The sequence below is a fragment of the Lysinibacillus sp. FSL K6-3209 genome, from assembly GCF_037976175.1.
Lineage (GTDB): Bacteria > Bacillota > Bacilli > Bacillales_A > Planococcaceae > Lysinibacillus > Lysinibacillus sphaericus_D.
The window spans coordinates 1434916-1452754 of sequence record NZ_CP150264.1 but is presented as its reverse complement, the minus strand read 5'-3'; the positions used below and the strand labels follow the sequence as shown (position 1 = coordinate 1452754).

Genomic DNA, 17839 nt, shown 5'->3' with positions numbered 1-17839 from the left:
GATTGTCGATTACTAGCAGATGGCTGAATTATTTTTTATGGTTAAGATTATTCTGATTGTGGAAGATAATCTTGATTGTTTATTGTTAGTTTAGAAGCGAAGAATAAAATTTCTTTATTTAATGCAAAATAAGGTTCTAGAATGTTGTAAAACGCTTCCCATTTTTCTTCAGCCTTTTCATTCTCAAGTTTCATGGCTTCTTCATACAGCTTTTTTAATTGCTCTTTATCTTCTTTACTAACTTCGAAGTCATAATCAGACATGTATTCTTCAAATGTTAACGGCTCGATGAATTGACTAAGAAGATCATGGAATTGATTCCATACCGTTTCAGACAACTCCATATTCTCATCATTTTCAGCTTTTTGAGCATCTTCATATAACGTTTTTAACTTCGCCATCGTTTCAGCAGGAATGTCTAATTCCATTCCTTCCATGTATTCTTCAAACGTTTGTGGTGGGTATAATTCATCAAGATATGGTTGAAGGATTGTATACAACTCTTCATATTTTACATTAGCTTTTTCTTCATCACCACTTTTTTCAAGCTTTACCCACTCTTCATAAATCGCTTGAAGCTGTTTTTTATCATTGTCTTTAATAGCTATATTTCCCTCACTAAACCCAAAGCCTTCTAAATATTGTTCAAAAGTCTCTGGCTGCCAATTAGCTAATATATAAGGTTTTGTAATTTTATACATTTCCTCATAAACTTTTTCGATTTCTTCATATTTCTTTTCAAGCTCTTCTTCAGTTACTTCTTTATCAACATCATCTGACGCTTCTTTTTCTAACTTCTTTATTTCGTTAAATAACTTTTCTAATTTCCCTAAATCTTCCTTAGTTACCTCTTTAGGAAGGTCTTTTTTATACACCTCAAATGTATAAAAGTCTGAATAATCATCTACTACTTTACCTTCTATAGAAATTTCTTGTCCTACTACTAAGTTCATTTTTTCAATTTGTTCATTAGAAAATTTACTAAAACTAATAAAGTAATTTTCACCATCTATTCCTTTTAAGTTTATGCCATCACCGAAGACTTCTTTAATAGTTCCAGATATTTTTTGTTCTATTTGAACATTAATATTACTATCCTTTGTTTCTAATGTTGTAGCTCCCGCTTGAAGTGGTGTCAGGACAGCCATCCCTAGTGTAAATGCTGAAGCAATCATCCAAGTTTTTTTAAATGGTTTTTTCATACTTTATTTCTCCTTAATTTAACAGATTGTTGTTACTAATATTTATACGCTTTTTCTACAGAAAATGTTTCATAAATTATCAAAAAAAGTTTATTAAATTAGATACTTCAAAATTAACTAGAATTCAGTATCTTTTATTACTATATACTTTTATGGTTATTATTACTATTTTTATATAATAAAAGTTTACCAATGTATTATTCGATGATAACTATGAGCAAAATTCCCACTAGATAAGAATCTATTTTGATTTTTAAATGGTACTCTAATACATGGTGTGAGTATCCATATGCTCATTAGTTTGTAAACGATTAGTGTTGTTATGACCAACCTAAAATAAAATTTTTTATCTCACTTCAAAATCCTGTTTCATTATAATTTGAATTGTTAAAAGTGCACTAACAAAAGCAGTTATTAACAGTAACATTCCATCAGCATGAATGAAATTAAAACCATAAACGATGCTCCCACAAATCACACAACTTACTGTATTTATAGCGAATAAAACGCCCCACACCACTTCTTTGAAGCGTTTATAAGCTCTATTGCCTGCTAAAAACTTGATGTATAAGAAACAAATCAAGCCTATACCCAACACTCGCAACAATGAGTTTACGAAGGACGTTGTTAAGTTAGTGGGTTCCTCCCAAGCCATATCTACAGCAATAACATTTGTGAAATTCACCAGATTGAAAGCACCAATGCAGAGAAAAACATAAAAGAACAAAATCCATTCGGCTACATACACCATTGGCACAACCAATTTTTTTAATACAGACGTACTTACCAACTATTATCCCTCCTTCCCTCCTCAAATTTGTTAATTTTAATATTAGAAGGAAAAATTATACAAAAGTTCTAGTAGCACTACACCACTAAGTTAAAAAGATTTCGATAGCCTAACTTCCTTTATAATTGTAAAAGAAATAGTGTACCCTTGATTGAATTGAAGGAGTTCTGATTTGTCGCGTCTCCTATTTTGCATTAATTTTTTATGCAAGTGTGTTATGTCAAATATGAGTGACATGTACCATAGCATACATAATGATTTAAAAATTCCGGTAGCATTTTACTGTACATTTGGGTAAAAATATAATATATTTTTTGATAATGTTCTCAAATTGATAACATTTGTTTTTTCTTGTCTACATATCATTTTTTCTTCAATTAGGAGGCTCGTTGATGCGTAATAAAGCAGAGGTTTTAATGCATCCTGTGAGAATGAAAATTTTACAAGCGCTGATGCATAATACAGACGAAGGCTTAAGTACGTTAGAGATGATTTCTGTTATTAAAGATGTACCGCAAGCTACTTTATATCGCCACATTCAAATATTAGTGGATGAAAGCATAATTAAAATTGTGAAGGAGCGAAAAGTACGTTCTGTAACGGAAAAATTTTATGCATTAAATGAAGATGCTGCAAAAATAAGTAAGGAGGATTGGTCAATACTCACGAAAAAGCAAAAACTCAATTATATTTCATACTATCAATTAGCTCTACTGTCCCAGTATCAAAATTATTTAAACTTATGTGAAGAAAATGAACATATCGTAGATTCTGCAACTTTTTCATTACTTGACTTATCCTTAACGAAAGAACAGTTTAACCACTTTCAAAATGATTTGAACGACTTATTAACGAAATACTATAATATGTCCGATTCCAGCAATGCAACGGAATTAAAAACAATCGCAGTAAATATTATTCCAAAATCGTAAGTAACAAAACAGGATTTAATTTGTAAGGAAATGGAGAAGATTTATGAAAAAAAGCAAGTCACTTGAAAATATACGAAAATTTATCATGATTATTATAGGGGCGATTATCGCTGCATACGGACTTGAAGCTGTATTAATACCAAACAATGTAATTGATGGTGGCGTTACAGGTCTTAGTATTATGGGTGCCCATTTATTTGAAATTCCATTAGGCGTGCTACTCTTTGTATTAAATATTCCGTTTATCTACATCGGCTACAAACAAGTAGGAAAAACATTTGCATTAATGAGTTGTGCTGGGATTGCAGCGTTATCGATTTCCACAGTACTTTTACATGATGTTAAAACCATTTTAGGACCAAATGATCCTTTATTAATCGTTTTATCTGGTGGTATGTTACTTGGAATTGGGATAGGAATTGTTTTACGTAATGGTGGTGCTTTAGATGGCTCTGAAGTATTAGCCGTGTTACTATCACGTAAAATACCGTTTTCAGTCGGAGATATTATATTATTTATTAATGCCTTTATTTTCTTAGGGGCAAGCTTTATTTTCGGATTAGAGAGTGCTTTATATTCCGCTTTAACGTACTATATTGCGAAAAACGTGATTGATATTATTCAAGTTGGTTTAGAAAAATCCAAAGACGTCCGTGTTGTCAGTGCAAAATCTGAGGAAATTGGGGACGCCATTCAAGCTCGTTTAGGACGTGGTGTTACTTATACACAAGGGCGCGGCGGATTTTCAAACGAACCAACTGAAATATTAAACTGTGTCATTAACCGTATGGAAGAAAATAAATTGGTATCCATTATTAAAGATATTGATAGCAGTGCGTTTGTCGTCATTTCTGATGTTTCAGAAGTGCGCGGTGGCAATTTCAAAAAACGTGATATTCACTAATCAAAAAAGTAAGCAAGTGCATCACTTGCTTACTTTTTTGTTGTTTTCCGTGGAATTGGTCAGACCCTTGATGCTACTAAAAAAAAGACTAGCATTTGACACACTCGATGCTTGATCTAAAGGCTCTTTCAAGACAATTTCAACTAAAAAAGCTATAATTATTATAATTCTTAGACATTTTGAAGGAGAACTTAATGGACTTATTTATAGCAAGTGATCGCCAATTGCCAATTCGTTATTATGTAAATGAAGCTATTTGGATTCGCCGCGGTTGTTTTTCACCACCTCAATTAACTTTGCCTTTTTTTGTGGAAGTAGAAATCAAAAATAACGATAATTTGCCGATTATAACGCAGTATATTCGAGAATTTCAATGTCAGTATAAGTATACTGAGATGCAAATTCTAATAAAGGACACCATTATATTTACTGAAATGCAAGAAATGCTCACTGAACAGCTAATAAGCAATCATCTGATTTCTATCCACCCACTGTTATTAAAGTAGACATATTTGTACTGCATTCAATAAACATAGGTTTCAAAGTGAATTTTGTAAGCTCATGGTCATTAAAGAAAAGGTCAACTTTTTTGAAATATCCATTTTGAAAAAAGGTCTTGTAACCAGTAAAGAGCTATTTGTTTTTAATTAACAAGATTTCTTTATGGCTGACTGCAATTGACTCTTCTATATTCGCCCTAGCATTCGTGCTTAGTTAAAACCTCGGTTTACCACCATTCTTGATTTGGGAAGCACGCCATTAATGTAAGAGGTTTTCTCACTTCTCCATTTAACAAACTACTATCTCGCTAGAAAGCCTTAAAACATCAAATAATCCTACTTTAAATAGGCATACATTTGCACTTAAAAGAATAGAAACCTAGTAGAGAGTTTAGTTCAAGAAAAATAAAGTGAGGTGTAGAAGCAATGCTAGAAATAAGTAATGCAAAAGAGTTGGTACTCGGAATTGTGCAACATGATCCATTGTTTGTCGTACTACAACATACACCATTAGTAGAAACACTTTATGGTGATGCCTATTTAACACATATCCATGAAAAAGAATATTATAGCATTTCAGAAGTTGCAGGTTGGTTTGAAATAACAGATGCTATGCTGCGTTATTATATCAAACCTTTTGATCAGTATATTTTTGATAGCGCCTCTAATCATCAAACTACTAATATTCGCTTAGACCTCCCTGCTATTTTACGGCTTCGCATGATTCTACTTTTGAAGGATGAATACCGTGTTAAAGGTCTAAAACTACTGCTAGGTATTGATGACAGCCATCAGCAGATTAAACATCAAATTACTGCCACTACTCTTGATTTTACGGATAATTTAGCCCATAAAGTCGATGTATTAGGTAGTGTCCTTCAGCAAATGATACAAACTGGTTTATTTCATATGGAACCAGATGAAAAACAAGGGACATTGCACATTACCATTAATCAAGATTTTTTAGCGCAAAATCTACAAGAGCTCTCTTCCGAATCAAGCCGCCAAATAGAGGAAATTCAAAATGAAACAGCCGAATTGAAGCATTTAAATGAGCATCTTCAAAAGCAAATGGTGGAGTTACAAGAAGGTAGTGTCAAAGATATCGTCAAAAAAATCCGTGAGCGTCATATTGAAAACGAAATCGTTTCAACTCTTCGCACGGAGGCACTACAGCAATACTCTTTGGAGAATAAGTCAGGGTTTTTCGCCAAAATTTTCAAATCCTCGCAAATTGAAATGGAAAAAGAGCAGTTTGTTGTTGGCTATATTTCGCAACATTTAGAAGAACGCTTAGAAACAGCACTAAATAAATATTACAGTACCTGATTCTTTTACGTGCCTGTCACTCAAACAATTCTGAAAATTTAGGGTGACTGGCACAAATCACTAATAAAAAAGGTGTGTACGAATGAATACATTAATGGAAGTACAAAAGATTTCTAAACAATTTAAAACAAAGAAAATTTTAGATAACATTTCATTTTCCATCTATGGAGAGGAGATTTTAGCACTTGTAGGGAAGAATGGTTCTGGTAAAAGTACGCTACTAAAAATTATTGGCGGTATCGTCGATTCAGATAGTGGCGCAGTTATCAAACATGTACAATCTTTAAAAATTGGGTACGTCCCCGAAATTACTCCTCAACATGTACTCTTTACGCCTGAAGAGTATCTTTTTCATATGGGTAAAATAAGTGGCATACCTCGGAAGCCTTTACAGCAAAAAATAGATCAATTGCTTGAGATATTCAATATGCAGGAGGCTCGTTCGACACGAATGACTCATTTCTCAAAAGGAATGAAGCAAAAGATTATGATTATGCAGGCAATGCTTGATGAAACACATCTTCTAATTTTGGATGAACCTTTATCTGGACTTGATCCTCGTGCCCAAAATGAATTAGAAAAAATCCTTTTGTCTTTAAAAGAGAAAGGATATAGTATTATATTAACCTGTCACGAAACCAAATTATTGGAAAACCTGGTGGATCGGATTTTATTAATTGAAGGCAGCCAAGTGAAACAACTGGAATCATTTTCAGAAGCTTCTAACCAAAACAATCAAATAGTGTTTGAGTTTCCCAACCACAAATCACTTGAGTCAATACTTTCCTTTATCCAAATCAAACAAATGCGCACATTAAGTAATGGCAATCAAGAGCTTACAATAACTGTAAAAAGAAAGGATACGGACAAAGCCCTTTTGACTTTACTTCAACACGAAGCTTCCATTAAACAGCTCATGCCTCTAAATTCAAAGAAAGAACAATTTTATACCCATTTCTAGGAGGTTTATTAAATACATGATGAGTTTATTACACTATCAATTCAGTAACTATATAAGGACTTACAAATACCTTCCACCTTTTTTCATTTTCATCTTATGTACGGTAGTCAATTATGCATTTGTACCAAATCCAATATTGGACAGTTACTCATTTACTTCGACTCTTCTCTTTTTACTTATGGGATGGTTTACAGTAACAATATTTCATGCGGAGGACGAAGGACAAAAAGTCATTACTATACTACATGCTAAAGGGCAAAATGTGTATTTTGTTACGCTTTATTTGATTTGTATCGTAATTGGCTTTTGTCTAAGCTGTGTGTCAGTGTTGTACCCTATAACAATTGGTGCATTTGGTGAAAGACCAAGTTTATCGCATATCATATTGGGCTTCCTAGCTCATTTTAGTCTTTCTATGCTAGCTATTGCACTCTCTGCCATTTTCACAAGGGAACTAGTCAAAAATAGACAAAATTCTTGGTGGGGTGTACTTAGTATCTTAATTATTTCTTTAGCTATTGCCTCGTTAAAAAGCGTTATTTTACTAGTAAAGGGTCTTATATGGCTCTTACCCCCTGTATATCTTTCTTTAGAAATGATGAGTTCAGATGATAGCATCAACGTAATACCAGCCGTTTTTTATTGGCAATTTATTTGGATTTTTATTTATAGCATACTGGTAATATGGTTATACTTTTTTATGTTGAATCGAAAAAGGAAAATGTAAGAAGTGCCTGGCACCCATACAATTGTGAAAATTTCGAGTGCCCGGCACCTAAAGATTTAATCAAGTAATTCTTTTAACTGGTTAATTTCAGTAATTGTTAGCTCTGTTAGTTCTGCGATTGTTTCAATATTGGTTTCTCTCTTCAATAACTTTAACGCAATGTCCTTCTGCACCTTTTTTTCTCCGTGTTTAATGCCTTGTTCTATTCCCTGTGCTATCCCCTGCTCTATTCCTTGTTCTATCCCCTGCTCTATTCCTTGTTCTATTCCTTGTTCTATTCCTTGTTCTATTCCTTTCAATAGCCCTTCTTGCTCAGCTATATATTTTGTATCTTCTAGCTTCGCCGCCTCATCAAGGATATATTTCAAACGAGATTGATATGCATAATAATCTTCAGGGGATTGACTTAAATCTTGCCAAACATTCATAGCATTGAATAACTCCTCATCCTTCATCGCAAGCTCCTCCAATTCTAAATAAATTTCTTCATAGACTTTCGCTTTACGTCCATCAACCATTCCCAGTAGCATTAACCATCTATCCAGGACATTTTTAAAAGAATCCAATTGTTTTGCATACCATTGCTGTATAAATCGATTAATATCGATAAAATGTATTTCAAGTACATCATCCATTTTCAAATTATCTTGATTATCATAGAGTCGAAAAATAGAATGATAATTTTTTGTGTGTTCAAATAATGTAAAATTACAAATATTTATAGTAATTGTCGGTCGTAATTTATGATACCCCATCCCTTTACGAAGTTGCGAAGTATAAATTCTTGACCAATAGTACAGTGTTCGTTTCATCATATCGTATTGATTGGTTAATTGAATTTCAACATTAATAAATAAATCATCTTGTGTTTTCACTAAAATATCCAAGCGAGATTGCTTATCATCTACATGTTCACTACCAAATTCTTGACTTATAAAAGTAACTTCTTTAATAGCGTTTCTCCCTGTACGATTTAATAAAGCATTCAGGAATACTATAGTAATAGCCTTATTCTTATCCGTACCAAATAATTGTTTAAAAGCATAATCTACTTTTAAATCTATAAATTTTTCAAGTGGGATTTTACGAAAAGTCTTTACACTCATGCGCATTACTCCAATTGATTTACCACAATTATAACATTTTTTTGATTTAGAAAAAAACGAAAAAGGTGCCTGACACTTGAACGATTCTGAATATTCAGAGTGACCGGTACTAGGCACAAACAATTCAGAATATTCCGGGTGTCAGGCACCCTTAACTAATGGTTGGATTGCATGTTTAAATTGGCTATCTTCTCTTGTTGTTTTAACACAATCCATTTACCACATAACATCACAATCAGTCCTAGCAATACAATGCTGCCTGCAAAAATGAGTGCTGCCTTGTAGCTACTAAAAATGACAACAAGTTGTCCAGCTATAATTGGTCCGATGATTTGTCCAAACGCATAGAACGTTGTCAACAATGACACAACTGGACCGCTCTGTGTTGGAAATAGCTGTCTAGCATAGGCGGTTGTTAACGTAACAATACCGACGAATGTTAAACCAAATAAAAATGAAGACAATAGCACACTCCATACTGTTTGTGAAAATACCGGCAACAAAATCCCTAGCACTTGTAGTATGTAAGCCACAAATAAAATTTTTATTGCAGAAAACTTCTCTAATAGCACTGTCCAAACTGGAGCAGATGGAATAGCCGCTACACCAACAATGACCCAACTATAAGAAGAAAATGCTTGGAGCGATGGAATGTTGTGAATAATATCCACTAAAAATGTGCCTGTTATAATATAACCAAGCCCCTCAAACCCGTATGCCGCAATTAGCCAAGGCATAAAACCGCGCGACATTTTTGCACCTGCCGTTTTCGTTACTTTCACGCTATCATGAACTTGTAAATTTCTCCATAATAGAAACGTAATCACTAAAAATAGTGCAGATAAAATACCTAAGCCAATCCAAGCACCTTGCCAAGCAAAACGTGCTTCAATAAAAGGTACGAATAAACCTGAAATGGCAATACCAAGCCCTATACCACTAAATAAATAGCCTGACCACTTTGTGAGCGTTTGTTTGGCTAAATAATCCATAATGATACTAGAAGTTAAAACAAAGATAAGTCCCCCTGTAATCCCTGCAATTAATCGCAGAACAAGCCAAACACTATAAAGCTCAATTAGCCCCATAAGCACAACAGAAATGACATTTAATACTACACTCAACAGTAAAACATGTTTCCGCTGTCGGTAAATAAATCCCGCCCATAATGCCCCAATAAAATAACCAATATAATTACTAGATGCTAAAAAGCCTGCAACCTCAAATGAAAAGCCAGCATCTTCCCGCATAAACGGCAAAATCGGCGTAAATGCAAAACGGCTAATCCCCATCGCTACAACTAGTAAAAGTACTCCCCCAAATAAAATACCAATGTGTTGACGATTCATCGCATCCTCTCCCCCTTTGTTAATAAAAGGATACTGAATGCTCATTAATAAAGCAATTAAATTTATAAATTTTACCAATATTCAAAATAATAAAGGGAGGTATACAAAAAAGACCCAAGCATTAACACTTGAGTCGTCGATTAAGCGATTCATTTAATAATTAGCTTTTAAACTAATAACAAGTAATACTATAAGCAAAAAATACCAACACACCCATAATTAGGCTTAGTTTCTTACTAAGCATGTCCTTTCAATCCCCTCCTTTTGAGCATTTCCTGAAAATCTTATATATCCCCTACCTATTCCGAATTTCCCACAATTAACTATGATAATAATTCTCATTTATAGTTTATATAGAAATTATTAATTTGCCAAGCCTCATTTTTTCACTATATTCTACATCAGGCAAAAAGTAAAAATATTCGTTTTTTCGTAGACTTCACAGTTTTTTTATCCTATAATATTCCCTGCTGATAACAAAATACGAACATTGATGTGTAAACTATGTTTAAATATACGCAAATTTTTAAAGGGACTGCTTTTTCAAGTAAGTCTTCCAAAGAAGTACAAATTTTACAAGACTACCTGTTTTGTATTAACGCGGACGGAATAATCGAAAAAACGATTGCGCCAGAACATCCTGACTATCAAACAGTACTACATACATATAAAGGGAAAGAAAATTTCTACCAATTAACTGATGGCCAGTATTTCTTCCCTGGCTTTGTCGATTTGCATGTCCATGCACCACAATGGGCTCAAGCCGGTACTGCTCTAGATATCCCCCTATATGACTGGCTCAACACCTATACTTTCCCTATCGAATCGAAGTTCTCGGACTTAGCATTTGCGAAAGAGGTCTATGAAGATTTAGTAAGTACCCTTCTTGCCAATGGCACAACAACATCGTTGTACTTTGCAACAGTTCATAAGGAAGCAAGTCTATTATTAGCTGAAATCTGTGCTACAAAAGGACAACGTGGTCTTGTTGGGAAAGTTGTCATGGATGACCCTGAACAAAACCCTGCATTTTATCGAGATGCAAATACGGCAACAGCATTAGCGGATACAGAAGAGTTTATTTTAGCTGTTAAAGAATTAGCAAAATCTACCAAACAAGGCGTATATCCTGTTGTAACACCTCGCTTTATTCCAAGTTGTACAGATAGTGCTTTAAAAGGTTTAGGTGAATTGGCAGCTAAGTATGATACACATATTCAATCTCATTGTAGTGAAAGCGACTGGGAACATAGTTACGTGCAAGATCGCTTCAACAAAAATGATGCCTACGCTTTACATGATTTTGGTCTATTAGGTGATAAGTCTGTTATGGCACATTGTAATTTCTTAAACGATGAAGATGCCACACTATTTGCTGAAACTGGTACTGCTATCGGCCATTGTCCAATTTCAAATGCTTATTTTGCTAACAGTGTTATTCCAATTGCCCGCTTCCATGCAAAAGGTGTAGATATCGGTTTAGGCTCAGACATTTCAGGTGGCTTCTCACCTAGTCTTTTTGATAATGCAAGACAGGCGGTAATGTCATCTAGAATGTTGGAAGATGGTGTGAATACAGCACTTCCTGCAGACAAACGTGGCGTGCCAAATTCGCGCATTACTATCAACGAAGCATTCTATTTAGCAACAGCTGGCGGTGGTGAAAGTTTAAGTCTTCCAATTGGTCGCTTACAAGAAAACTATACATGGGATGTTCAAGTAATCGATACAAAAGTAGCATCTGCTAAACTACCAATCTTTGATAACAAAGAAGAACTGATCGATATCTTCCAAAAAATCATGTATCTTGTACGTCCTGAAAATATTCGAGAAGTATGGGTGCAAGGCATTAAAGTGCACGAAAGAACAGAATAATCTAACGCGAACAGTGGTCTCCCCCTTCTCTGTAGCAACAGGTGAAGGTCACTAAGTCGTTTTATTTATAAACTTAACATTTTGAGGTGGGCATCTAAGTGGAAACGCAAAAAAACAATTTAGCAAACAGCAATACCGCACATTTAACCGTTTTACCCGATGACAAAGTACCATTCGGTCAATCCGCTCTTCTAGGTTTACAGCATTTAATGGCCATGGACGTCTATGTAGTTCCTTTCCTAATTGCAATGTTAATAGGCATGCAATCAGGACAAGCAAGTGCTTTAATACAATCAACATTTATCGCAGCAGGGATTGCGACGATTGTCCAAAGTCATTTCTGCATGAAGCTTCCAATCGCACAAGGACCCTCGTATGTACCATTAGGAGCGATAGTTGGTATCTATGCCGCAAGTGGCAGTGGCGAACTTGGTTGGAGCGCTGTACTGGGTGCAAGTCTAATCGGGGCCATTTTTGTCATCATTTTAGGCTATACAGGTATTTTCAACAAAATTGTTAAAACATTTATTCCCCCAATTGTAGGCGGTACAATTATTTTCGTCGTTGGCTTATCGCTTATGCCCGTTGGTTTAAGTAGTAATATTTTTGAAGGCGCTGGTGCTACGATTAGCCAAAACATATACTTGGCGCTGATTTCAGCTACCGTATTAATTGTCTGCGTAATGCTAGGCTCTGTATTCCGTCAAAAAGGTCGAGTATTTCGTATTGCCTCCGTTATTATCGCGTTGCTTATCGGTTGTGTCGCTGCAAATATTATGGGTATTTTAGATTTATCGGCTGTTGGAAAAGCAAATTGGTTTAGCTTACCGCAATTGCCTTTTGTAGATTACGGCTTTACATTTAACTTTTCAGCTATTTTAACAATGGTGATTATCTATATTGTCTTAATGGCTGAAACGACGGGTACATGGTTTGCTGTAAGTAATGTAATTGATAAACCATTGACAGATAGACAAATTAATCGTGGGGTAATTGGTGAGGGTATTGGCTGTTTCATCGCCTCATTACTAGGTTCTACACCGGTAACTGGCTATTCAACAAATGCAGGGGTTATTTCCATCACAGGTATTGCAAGCCGTCGTATCTTTATCGTTGCAGGTTTTTGGTTTATTTTGTTCGGGTTTTCCGGTAAATTGGCTGCCTTAATCTCTGCCATTCCTTCAGCAGTGATCGGTGGCGTCTTTGTCATCGTCTGTGGCATTATCGCCATTAGCGGGTTGCAAGTAATGAAAAATGAACATATTGGCGAAAAAGAAATGTACGTCATCGCTGTTCCAGTTATTTTAACATTAGCGTTAACACTATTACCAAAAGATTTTTTATATGCTTTACCTACAACGGTTCAATATTTATTCGGCTCTCCAATAGCAACAGCTGCGCTCGTTGCCATTATGTTAAATAAAGTATTACCAAATGTTAAATAGGTAAGGTTTGGAGACTGTAGATACACTCAAAGGGGGTTTATCTACAGTCTTTTTGTCTTAAGTAAATCCTATAATATAAAGGCAAAAAAGTACAAACTTTATAGGAAGGATAAAGATATTGGCAAAACAATAAAAGTCATTACAAATAGTTACAAATAAAAAAGCCATAACACCTCAAGCACTTGAGGTATTTTGGCTTTTTATGTTGTCTCTTTTGTCATTTTCTCAAATTCACATAAATCAATCCATTTTTGAATTGACGCTATGACTTCCTGAAATGCTAAGCCATTTGGCGTTAATGCATATTCTACCTTTTTTATCGATGAATCAATGTATTTTTTTTCAATTAGTCCTGCATTCACAAGCTCATTTAAGCGTTCTGTTAGTAAACGATCAGAAATGCCGGGTATTGTGGCATGAATTTCATGATACCTTTTTGGACCAGGCAACAAAGTATAAATAATCATTCCCATCCAACGTTTCCCTATAAACTCTATTGCCTGATGATAGCTACTACATATATGTGAACAGTTTGATTGTGTCATCTCATAACCTCCTGTCTGTAATTCCTTATTCTATTGTAGCACACAAAATATTTTTTATTTGACGAATAAACTTACTAATGGTAAGATTCTAATCATCAACTTACCATTAGTAAGTTTTAAGGAGGACATTATGTCGACAACTAAAACACAATCCAATCTATATACAATTATGGAAGAGCGTAAATCCGTTCGCGTCTATGATCCCGCTTTTAAAATTCCACAAGTAGAGCTTGAAGCAATTATTCAAGAAGCCACTAGCGCTCCGTCATCTAGTAACTTGCAACCATGGAGATTCCTAGTCATTCAAGACGAAGCTGTAAAAACAGAACTACGTGCTATTGCCAATAACCAAGAACAAGTTGAAACATCTTCTGCCATTATTGCAGTGTTAGGCAATGCCGAAATGTATAAGCAAGTTGAACAAATTTACACGCAAAATGTAGCAGAAGGGCATATGGGTGAAGCACAGAAAGATTTAATGATTACGAATACTCTACGTACTTACCCAGCTGCACCACTTGAAGTCAGAAAAAATATTGCTACATTTGATGCAGGTCTTATTTCCATGCAACTGATGCTGATTGCGAAAGAAAAAGGGTATGATACGGTGACAATGGGCGGATTTGATAAAGAGAAATTTGCTAAGCGTTTTGAATTACCAGAGCATATTTTCCCTGTTGTTCTTATTGCAATCGGGAAAGCTGCAGCACCTGCTTATGGTTCATCACGTTTACCATTAAAAGACATTGCTCGTTTTATTTAAATAAGTAATAATCTGTTGGCTAACAGGTTAGAGAAAGTGTTAGATTGACTGCCATCAATCTAACACTTTTTTGCTCATTTCATCATGCGTTTATTCGATCTAAGCAAGAGTTGTCCCTTTAACAACCCTTCTTTTTAGTAATGTCCCAACCTTTGCGTGTTTTCCTATAATCCCTATATAAGTTGTTGCAAAATTCTCATTTTATTTTGCTATACTAGAAAAAGAAAGTAGGGATGATTATGATTTATGATGTCATTATTGTGGGCGCTGGTTCAATGGGAATGGCGGCTGGTTATTATTTAGCGAAGGCAGGAAAAAACGTCCTTATGCTCGATGCTTTTGATCCACCACATGAAGAGGGCAGCCACCATGGCGAAACAAGAATTATTCGCTTTGCTTACGGTGAAGGAGCTAGTTATGTCCCTTTCGTACTACGCGCAGGACAACTTTGGAAAGAACTTGAAGCGGAAACAAATGAATCTTTGTTTTTACAAACAGGTGTGATGAATGTTGGTCAATCAGATCATACCTTTCTTCAAAATGTTAGAAGAAGCGCGAAGCTATACGATTTACCTTTAGAACAGTATACAGCCGCCGAAGCGATGGAAAAATGGCCTGGATTAGCATTGCCTGAGGATTTAGTAGTGTGCTATGAACCAACTGCTGGTGTATTGCATGTAGAAGCTTGTATCGCTGCCTATAAAAAGTTAGCATTAGCACAAGGTGCCCTTTTACATACAAATGAAAAGGTCCACGCTATTAAGACCGAAGACATTGTACTGATACATACAGATAGTGGTTTTTATGAGGCAAAAAAACTCATTATAACAGCAGGTGCTTGGGCATCGGAATTGCTCCAAACCATGAATCTTTCATTACCTATTACACCCACACGCAAAACATTTGCTTGGTTTGAAGCAGACGAACAGCTTTATCGTGACACTACGTTCCCCGCCTACTGTTTCGAATTTGATGATTGTGCCTATTACGGTTTTCCCAGCATTCATGGGGCAGGCTTGAAACTAGGTCGCCATGATGGTGGTGAGCCGATTGACCCTAATGAGCCAATGCGTCCATTCGATAATCAGGATGCTGCTGATTTACAACATTTTATCAATCGCTTTATGCCACAGCATGGTGCACTTGCATTCGGCAAAACATGTAAATATTCTGTGACACCTGATGAACACTTTATCATTGATTTTTTACCTAATCATCGCAATATTGTCATTGCTGCAGGATTTTCTGGTCATGGCTTCAAATTTAGTAGCGCAGTTGGCGAAGTATTAACAGAACTTATTTTAAATGGTACAAGCAAGCAAGATTTATCACTTTTTCAGCTTAATCGCTTTGCCTAAATCACAACAACCAAGAGAAATATTTCGTTCTCTTGGTTGCTTTATTGTTGTATAACATTACATCCAATAGGCTAACGAACGTTTTTTCATGGACGTACGATATTGTTTCGTGGAAATTGGTAATACTTGATTTGCTTTGTAATCCATAATAACGCCATAGCGACGTACAACGTCCATTTGATTAATTTCACCTGTATTGTACAGACGCTCCACTTCATAGGGGTCTGTTTCAAGCCATTGTTGACGATTTTTTCGAATATACGCTCGCTCTTTCACAGTAGCTGCCATATCAATTTCAAATGCGTCAATATCGCGATCAATTTCACGAATAACAACACCATAATCAAGTTTCGCACGTTCAAGAGAGACATATTCATCAATTACATCCTCTAACACTGCGTTGACATCCCGCTCCAGAGGATCACCTAATCCTCCCCCGCCAGCAGATGGACGTGTAAAGGAGTCTCCTTTTTTCAATGCGACATTAGAAAAAATGGTACCCAAAAATTCCTCACCAGCTTGATTTGGATTTAAAATAGCCCCTTGTGCAATGGACGGTAAGCCTCCCATAATGCCCCACGTAATGGAACGAGAACGGTCACAACAGTACGACATCACTGTATTGTTTATATCCGTTAATAGCCCACCTTTTTCAACACCACAGCCGCCGCGATATTTCCCCGGACCTGCTGAATCTGTAATAATCTCATGTTTTGTTGTTAGTACAGGAGACAAACGTTCTTGCCCTTCACACGGTTGGACACTTAAACCGACCCCAAATACAGGTGATGTCGTATTTGCGCCATCACGATCCACACGCCCACCATGTCCTCCTGCCATCCAGTCATACCACATAAAATACCCATTATTATTTTGTCGTTGATCGTAGCCACCAATTAACAAATACTCTAGGTTAAATGAACAAGCAATTGCACGTTCAGGCATAATGTTCGACCATAACTCAAAACATGCATTCATTATCTTTTCAAAAGAACCTGAGCAATAGCCAGATACCGCAATAGGACTCGGAGCATTGACAACAGTATTTTCGGGCAAATGTATTTTGACAACTCGATAGAACCCTGAATTTAACGGAATTTCCGGAAAGAATGTTTTAGTTCCTGCATAAATACCAGAAAGTGCAGAACCGAATCCAGCATTTAAAAAGCAACTTATAGCAGGGTGTGACCTACTTAAATCATAGAAAATTTCATCTTCACGAATTGTCATTTTCACATGCACTGGTATTAAGCCATCCCCTAGCTCTGGGTCCATATCAATGTAATCGACTGTTTCCCATTGTCCTTTCGGTAAGGCTTTAATCTTTGCACTCGTTAAACGTTCTACATAATTTTGTACCTCTTCAAATGCTAGCAAAACCGTATCGATACCATATTTATTAATCATCTCATTCAATTGTTTTTCGCCAACTTTAGCCGCTTCTACTTGTGAACGTAAATCGCCAATTCGTTCCTCTGGAATACGCATATTCATCACGATAATATTCACAACATCTGCTAAATACTGACCTTTACTATAAATGCGTACAGGGGGTATTCGTAATCCTTCTCCATAATGTTCCTTTGCTGTAATATCAAAAGAACCTGGATTAGAACCACCTACATCTGCCCAATGACCGTTTGTTTGCATCAAGGCAATCAGCTTATCGTCATGGAAAACAGGTAGTATAACCCGAACATCGCTAAAATGCGTGCCCCCCCGATATGGATCGTTTACTAAAAATACGTCACCAGGGTGAATGTCATTTGCAAAATCCTCTAAAACCGCTTTTGCTGTTAGATGTAAAGTACCGACATGTACCGAAATATCTTGTGTTCCCTGCATAACCGTGTTTCCTTGTGCGTCACATAATGCACAACTAAAATCCCGATTATAAATAACAAAAGAATAACAAGTACGCAGCATTTGTTCAGCCATTTGATCGACTAAATTTACAAAGCCATTTTTCAACACTTCAAATGTTACTGGATCTAGATTTTTAATTTGATTATTTAGGAACAATCCTGTTGTACTCATAGATTACTTCCCCCTT

16 protein-coding genes are annotated in these 17839 nt (G+C 35.7%); 10 read left to right on the top strand and 6 right to left on the bottom strand.

Annotated elements, in window-relative coordinates:
• Window positions 1–47 precede the first annotated feature (47 nt).
• Together MHH88_RS06840 and MHH88_RS06835 are read right to left on the bottom strand one after the other, a co-directional pair.
• Window positions 48–1202 (bottom strand): hypothetical protein, encoded by a 1155-nt coding sequence (locus MHH88_RS06840; RefSeq protein WP_339262026.1) that lies wholly within the window; start codon window positions 1200–1202, stop codon window positions 48–50.
• Window positions 1203–1548: 346 nt separating this feature from the next.
• Window positions 1549–1992, bottom strand: coding sequence for a hypothetical protein (locus MHH88_RS06835; protein ID WP_339262024.1), 444 nt, complete (start codon window positions 1990–1992; stop codon window positions 1549–1551).
• A 392-nt stretch (window positions 1993–2384) separates the two neighbouring features.
• Here MHH88_RS06835 and MHH88_RS06830 point away from each other — a divergent pair, with 392 nt between their 5' ends.
• From MHH88_RS06830 to MHH88_RS06805, 6 genes are all read left to right on the top strand, one after another.
• Entirely contained in the window at window positions 2385–2924 is a 540-nt protein-coding gene (locus tag MHH88_RS06830; protein WP_339262022.1) for a helix-turn-helix domain-containing protein, read from the top strand.
• A 43-nt stretch (window positions 2925–2967) separates the two neighbouring features.
• A complete protein-coding gene (locus tag MHH88_RS06825; protein WP_107895238.1) occupies window positions 2968–3828 on the top strand; it encodes a YitT family protein in 861 nt (286 codons plus the stop codon).
• 194 nt (window positions 3829–4022) lie between these two features.
• Window positions 4023–4334, top strand: a complete 312-nt coding sequence (locus MHH88_RS06820) for a hypothetical protein (RefSeq protein WP_069511972.1) — start codon at window positions 4023–4025, stop codon at window positions 4332–4334.
• A 420-nt stretch (window positions 4335–4754) separates the two neighbouring features.
• On the top strand, window positions 4755–5657 hold the full coding sequence (locus tag MHH88_RS06815) for a hypothetical protein (RefSeq protein WP_339262020.1): 903 nt from the start codon (window positions 4755–4757) through the stop codon (window positions 5655–5657).
• An 82-nt stretch (window positions 5658–5739) separates the two neighbouring features.
• Window positions 5740–6618 carry an ABC transporter ATP-binding protein gene (locus MHH88_RS06810; RefSeq protein ID WP_339262018.1) on the top strand — a complete coding sequence of 293 codons (879 nt, stop codon included), beginning with the start codon at window positions 5740–5742 and terminating at the stop codon, window positions 6616–6618.
• A gap of 16 nt (window positions 6619–6634) precedes the next feature.
• On the top strand, window positions 6635–7345 hold the full coding sequence (locus MHH88_RS06805) for an ABC transporter permease (protein WP_339262016.1): 711 nt from the start codon (window positions 6635–6637) through the stop codon (window positions 7343–7345).
• 56 nt (window positions 7346–7401) lie between these two features.
• Here MHH88_RS06805 and MHH88_RS06800 read toward each other — a convergent pair whose 3' ends face one another.
• Together MHH88_RS06800 and MHH88_RS06795 are read right to left on the bottom strand one after the other, a co-directional pair.
• Window positions 7402–8451 (bottom strand): Rpn family recombination-promoting nuclease/putative transposase, encoded by a 1050-nt coding sequence (locus MHH88_RS06800; protein WP_339262014.1) that lies wholly within the window; start codon window positions 8449–8451, stop codon window positions 7402–7404.
• Between the two features lie 155 nt (window positions 8452–8606).
• Window positions 8607–9800 carry a YbfB/YjiJ family MFS transporter gene (locus tag MHH88_RS06795; protein ID WP_339262012.1) on the bottom strand — a complete coding sequence of 398 codons (1194 nt, stop codon included), beginning with the start codon at window positions 9798–9800 and terminating at the stop codon, window positions 8607–8609.
• A 504-nt stretch (window positions 9801–10304) separates the two neighbouring features.
• Here MHH88_RS06795 and guaD point away from each other — a divergent pair.
• A complete protein-coding gene (gene guaD, locus MHH88_RS06790) occupies window positions 10305–11675 on the top strand; it encodes a guanine deaminase (RefSeq protein ID WP_339262010.1) in 1371 nt (456 codons plus the stop codon).
• A 98-nt stretch (window positions 11676–11773) separates the two neighbouring features.
• Window positions 11774–13120: a solute carrier family 23 protein gene (locus MHH88_RS06785; RefSeq protein ID WP_339262008.1), complete on the top strand. Its 1347-nt coding sequence runs from the start codon at window positions 11774–11776 to the stop codon at window positions 13118–13120.
• Between the two features lie 200 nt (window positions 13121–13320).
• Here MHH88_RS06785 and MHH88_RS06780 read toward each other — a convergent pair whose 3' ends face one another.
• Window positions 13321–13665 carry a helix-turn-helix domain-containing protein gene (locus MHH88_RS06780; protein ID WP_024361405.1) on the bottom strand — a complete coding sequence of 115 codons (345 nt, stop codon included), beginning with the start codon at window positions 13663–13665 and terminating at the stop codon, window positions 13321–13323.
• A gap of 130 nt (window positions 13666–13795) precedes the next feature.
• Here MHH88_RS06780 and MHH88_RS06775 point away from each other — a divergent pair, with 130 nt between their 5' ends.
• Complete coding sequence (locus MHH88_RS06775) at window positions 13796–14428, top strand: nitroreductase family protein (protein WP_339262006.1); 633 nt, start codon at window positions 13796–13798, stop codon at window positions 14426–14428.
• A gap of 239 nt (window positions 14429–14667) precedes the next feature.
• On the top strand, window positions 14668–15786 hold the full coding sequence (solA, locus tag MHH88_RS06770) for an N-methyl-L-tryptophan oxidase (protein ID WP_339262004.1): 1119 nt from the start codon (window positions 14668–14670) through the stop codon (window positions 15784–15786).
• Between the two features lie 57 nt (window positions 15787–15843).
• On the opposite strand, the gene MHH88_RS06765 is transcribed toward solA, so the two are convergent.
• Entirely contained in the window at window positions 15844–17823 is a 1980-nt protein-coding gene (locus MHH88_RS06765) for a hydantoinase B/oxoprolinase family protein (protein WP_339262002.1), read from the bottom strand.
• Window positions 17824–17839 lie beyond the last annotated feature (16 nt).

Coding starts and splice junctions, on each gene's coding strand:
- MHH88_RS06780 (WP_024361405.1), bottom strand. CDS start 13,665: ATGACACAATCAAACTGTTCACATATATGTAGTAGCTATCATCAGGCA.
- MHH88_RS06800 (WP_339262014.1), bottom strand. CDS start 8,451: ATGAGTGTAAAGACTTTTCGTAAAATCCCACTTGAAAAATTTATAGAT.
- MHH88_RS06840 (WP_339262026.1), bottom strand. CDS start 1,202: ATGAAAAAACCATTTAAAAAAACTTGGATGATTGCTTCAGCATTTACA.
- MHH88_RS06830 (WP_339262022.1), top strand. CDS start 2,385: ATGCGTAATAAAGCAGAGGTTTTAATGCATCCTGTGAGAATGAAAATT.
- MHH88_RS06805 (WP_339262016.1), top strand. CDS start 6,635: ATGATGAGTTTATTACACTATCAATTCAGTAACTATATAAGGACTTAC.
- MHH88_RS06825 (WP_107895238.1), top strand. CDS start 2,968: ATGAAAAAAAGCAAGTCACTTGAAAATATACGAAAATTTATCATGATT.
- MHH88_RS06820 (WP_069511972.1), top strand. CDS start 4,023: ATGGACTTATTTATAGCAAGTGATCGCCAATTGCCAATTCGTTATTAT.
- MHH88_RS06775 (WP_339262006.1), top strand. CDS start 13,796: ATGTCGACAACTAAAACACAATCCAATCTATATACAATTATGGAAGAG.
- MHH88_RS06795 (WP_339262012.1), bottom strand. CDS start 9,800: ATGAATCGTCAACACATTGGTATTTTATTTGGGGGAGTACTTTTACTA.
- MHH88_RS06810 (WP_339262018.1), top strand. CDS start 5,740: ATGAATACATTAATGGAAGTACAAAAGATTTCTAAACAATTTAAAACA.
- guaD (WP_339262010.1), top strand. CDS start 10,305: ATGTTTAAATATACGCAAATTTTTAAAGGGACTGCTTTTTCAAGTAAG.
- solA (WP_339262004.1), top strand. CDS start 14,668: ATGATTTATGATGTCATTATTGTGGGCGCTGGTTCAATGGGAATGGCG.
- MHH88_RS06765 (WP_339262002.1), bottom strand. CDS start 17,823: ATGAGTACAACAGGATTGTTCCTAAATAATCAAATTAAAAATCTAGAT.
- MHH88_RS06815 (WP_339262020.1), top strand. CDS start 4,755: ATGCTAGAAATAAGTAATGCAAAAGAGTTGGTACTCGGAATTGTGCAA.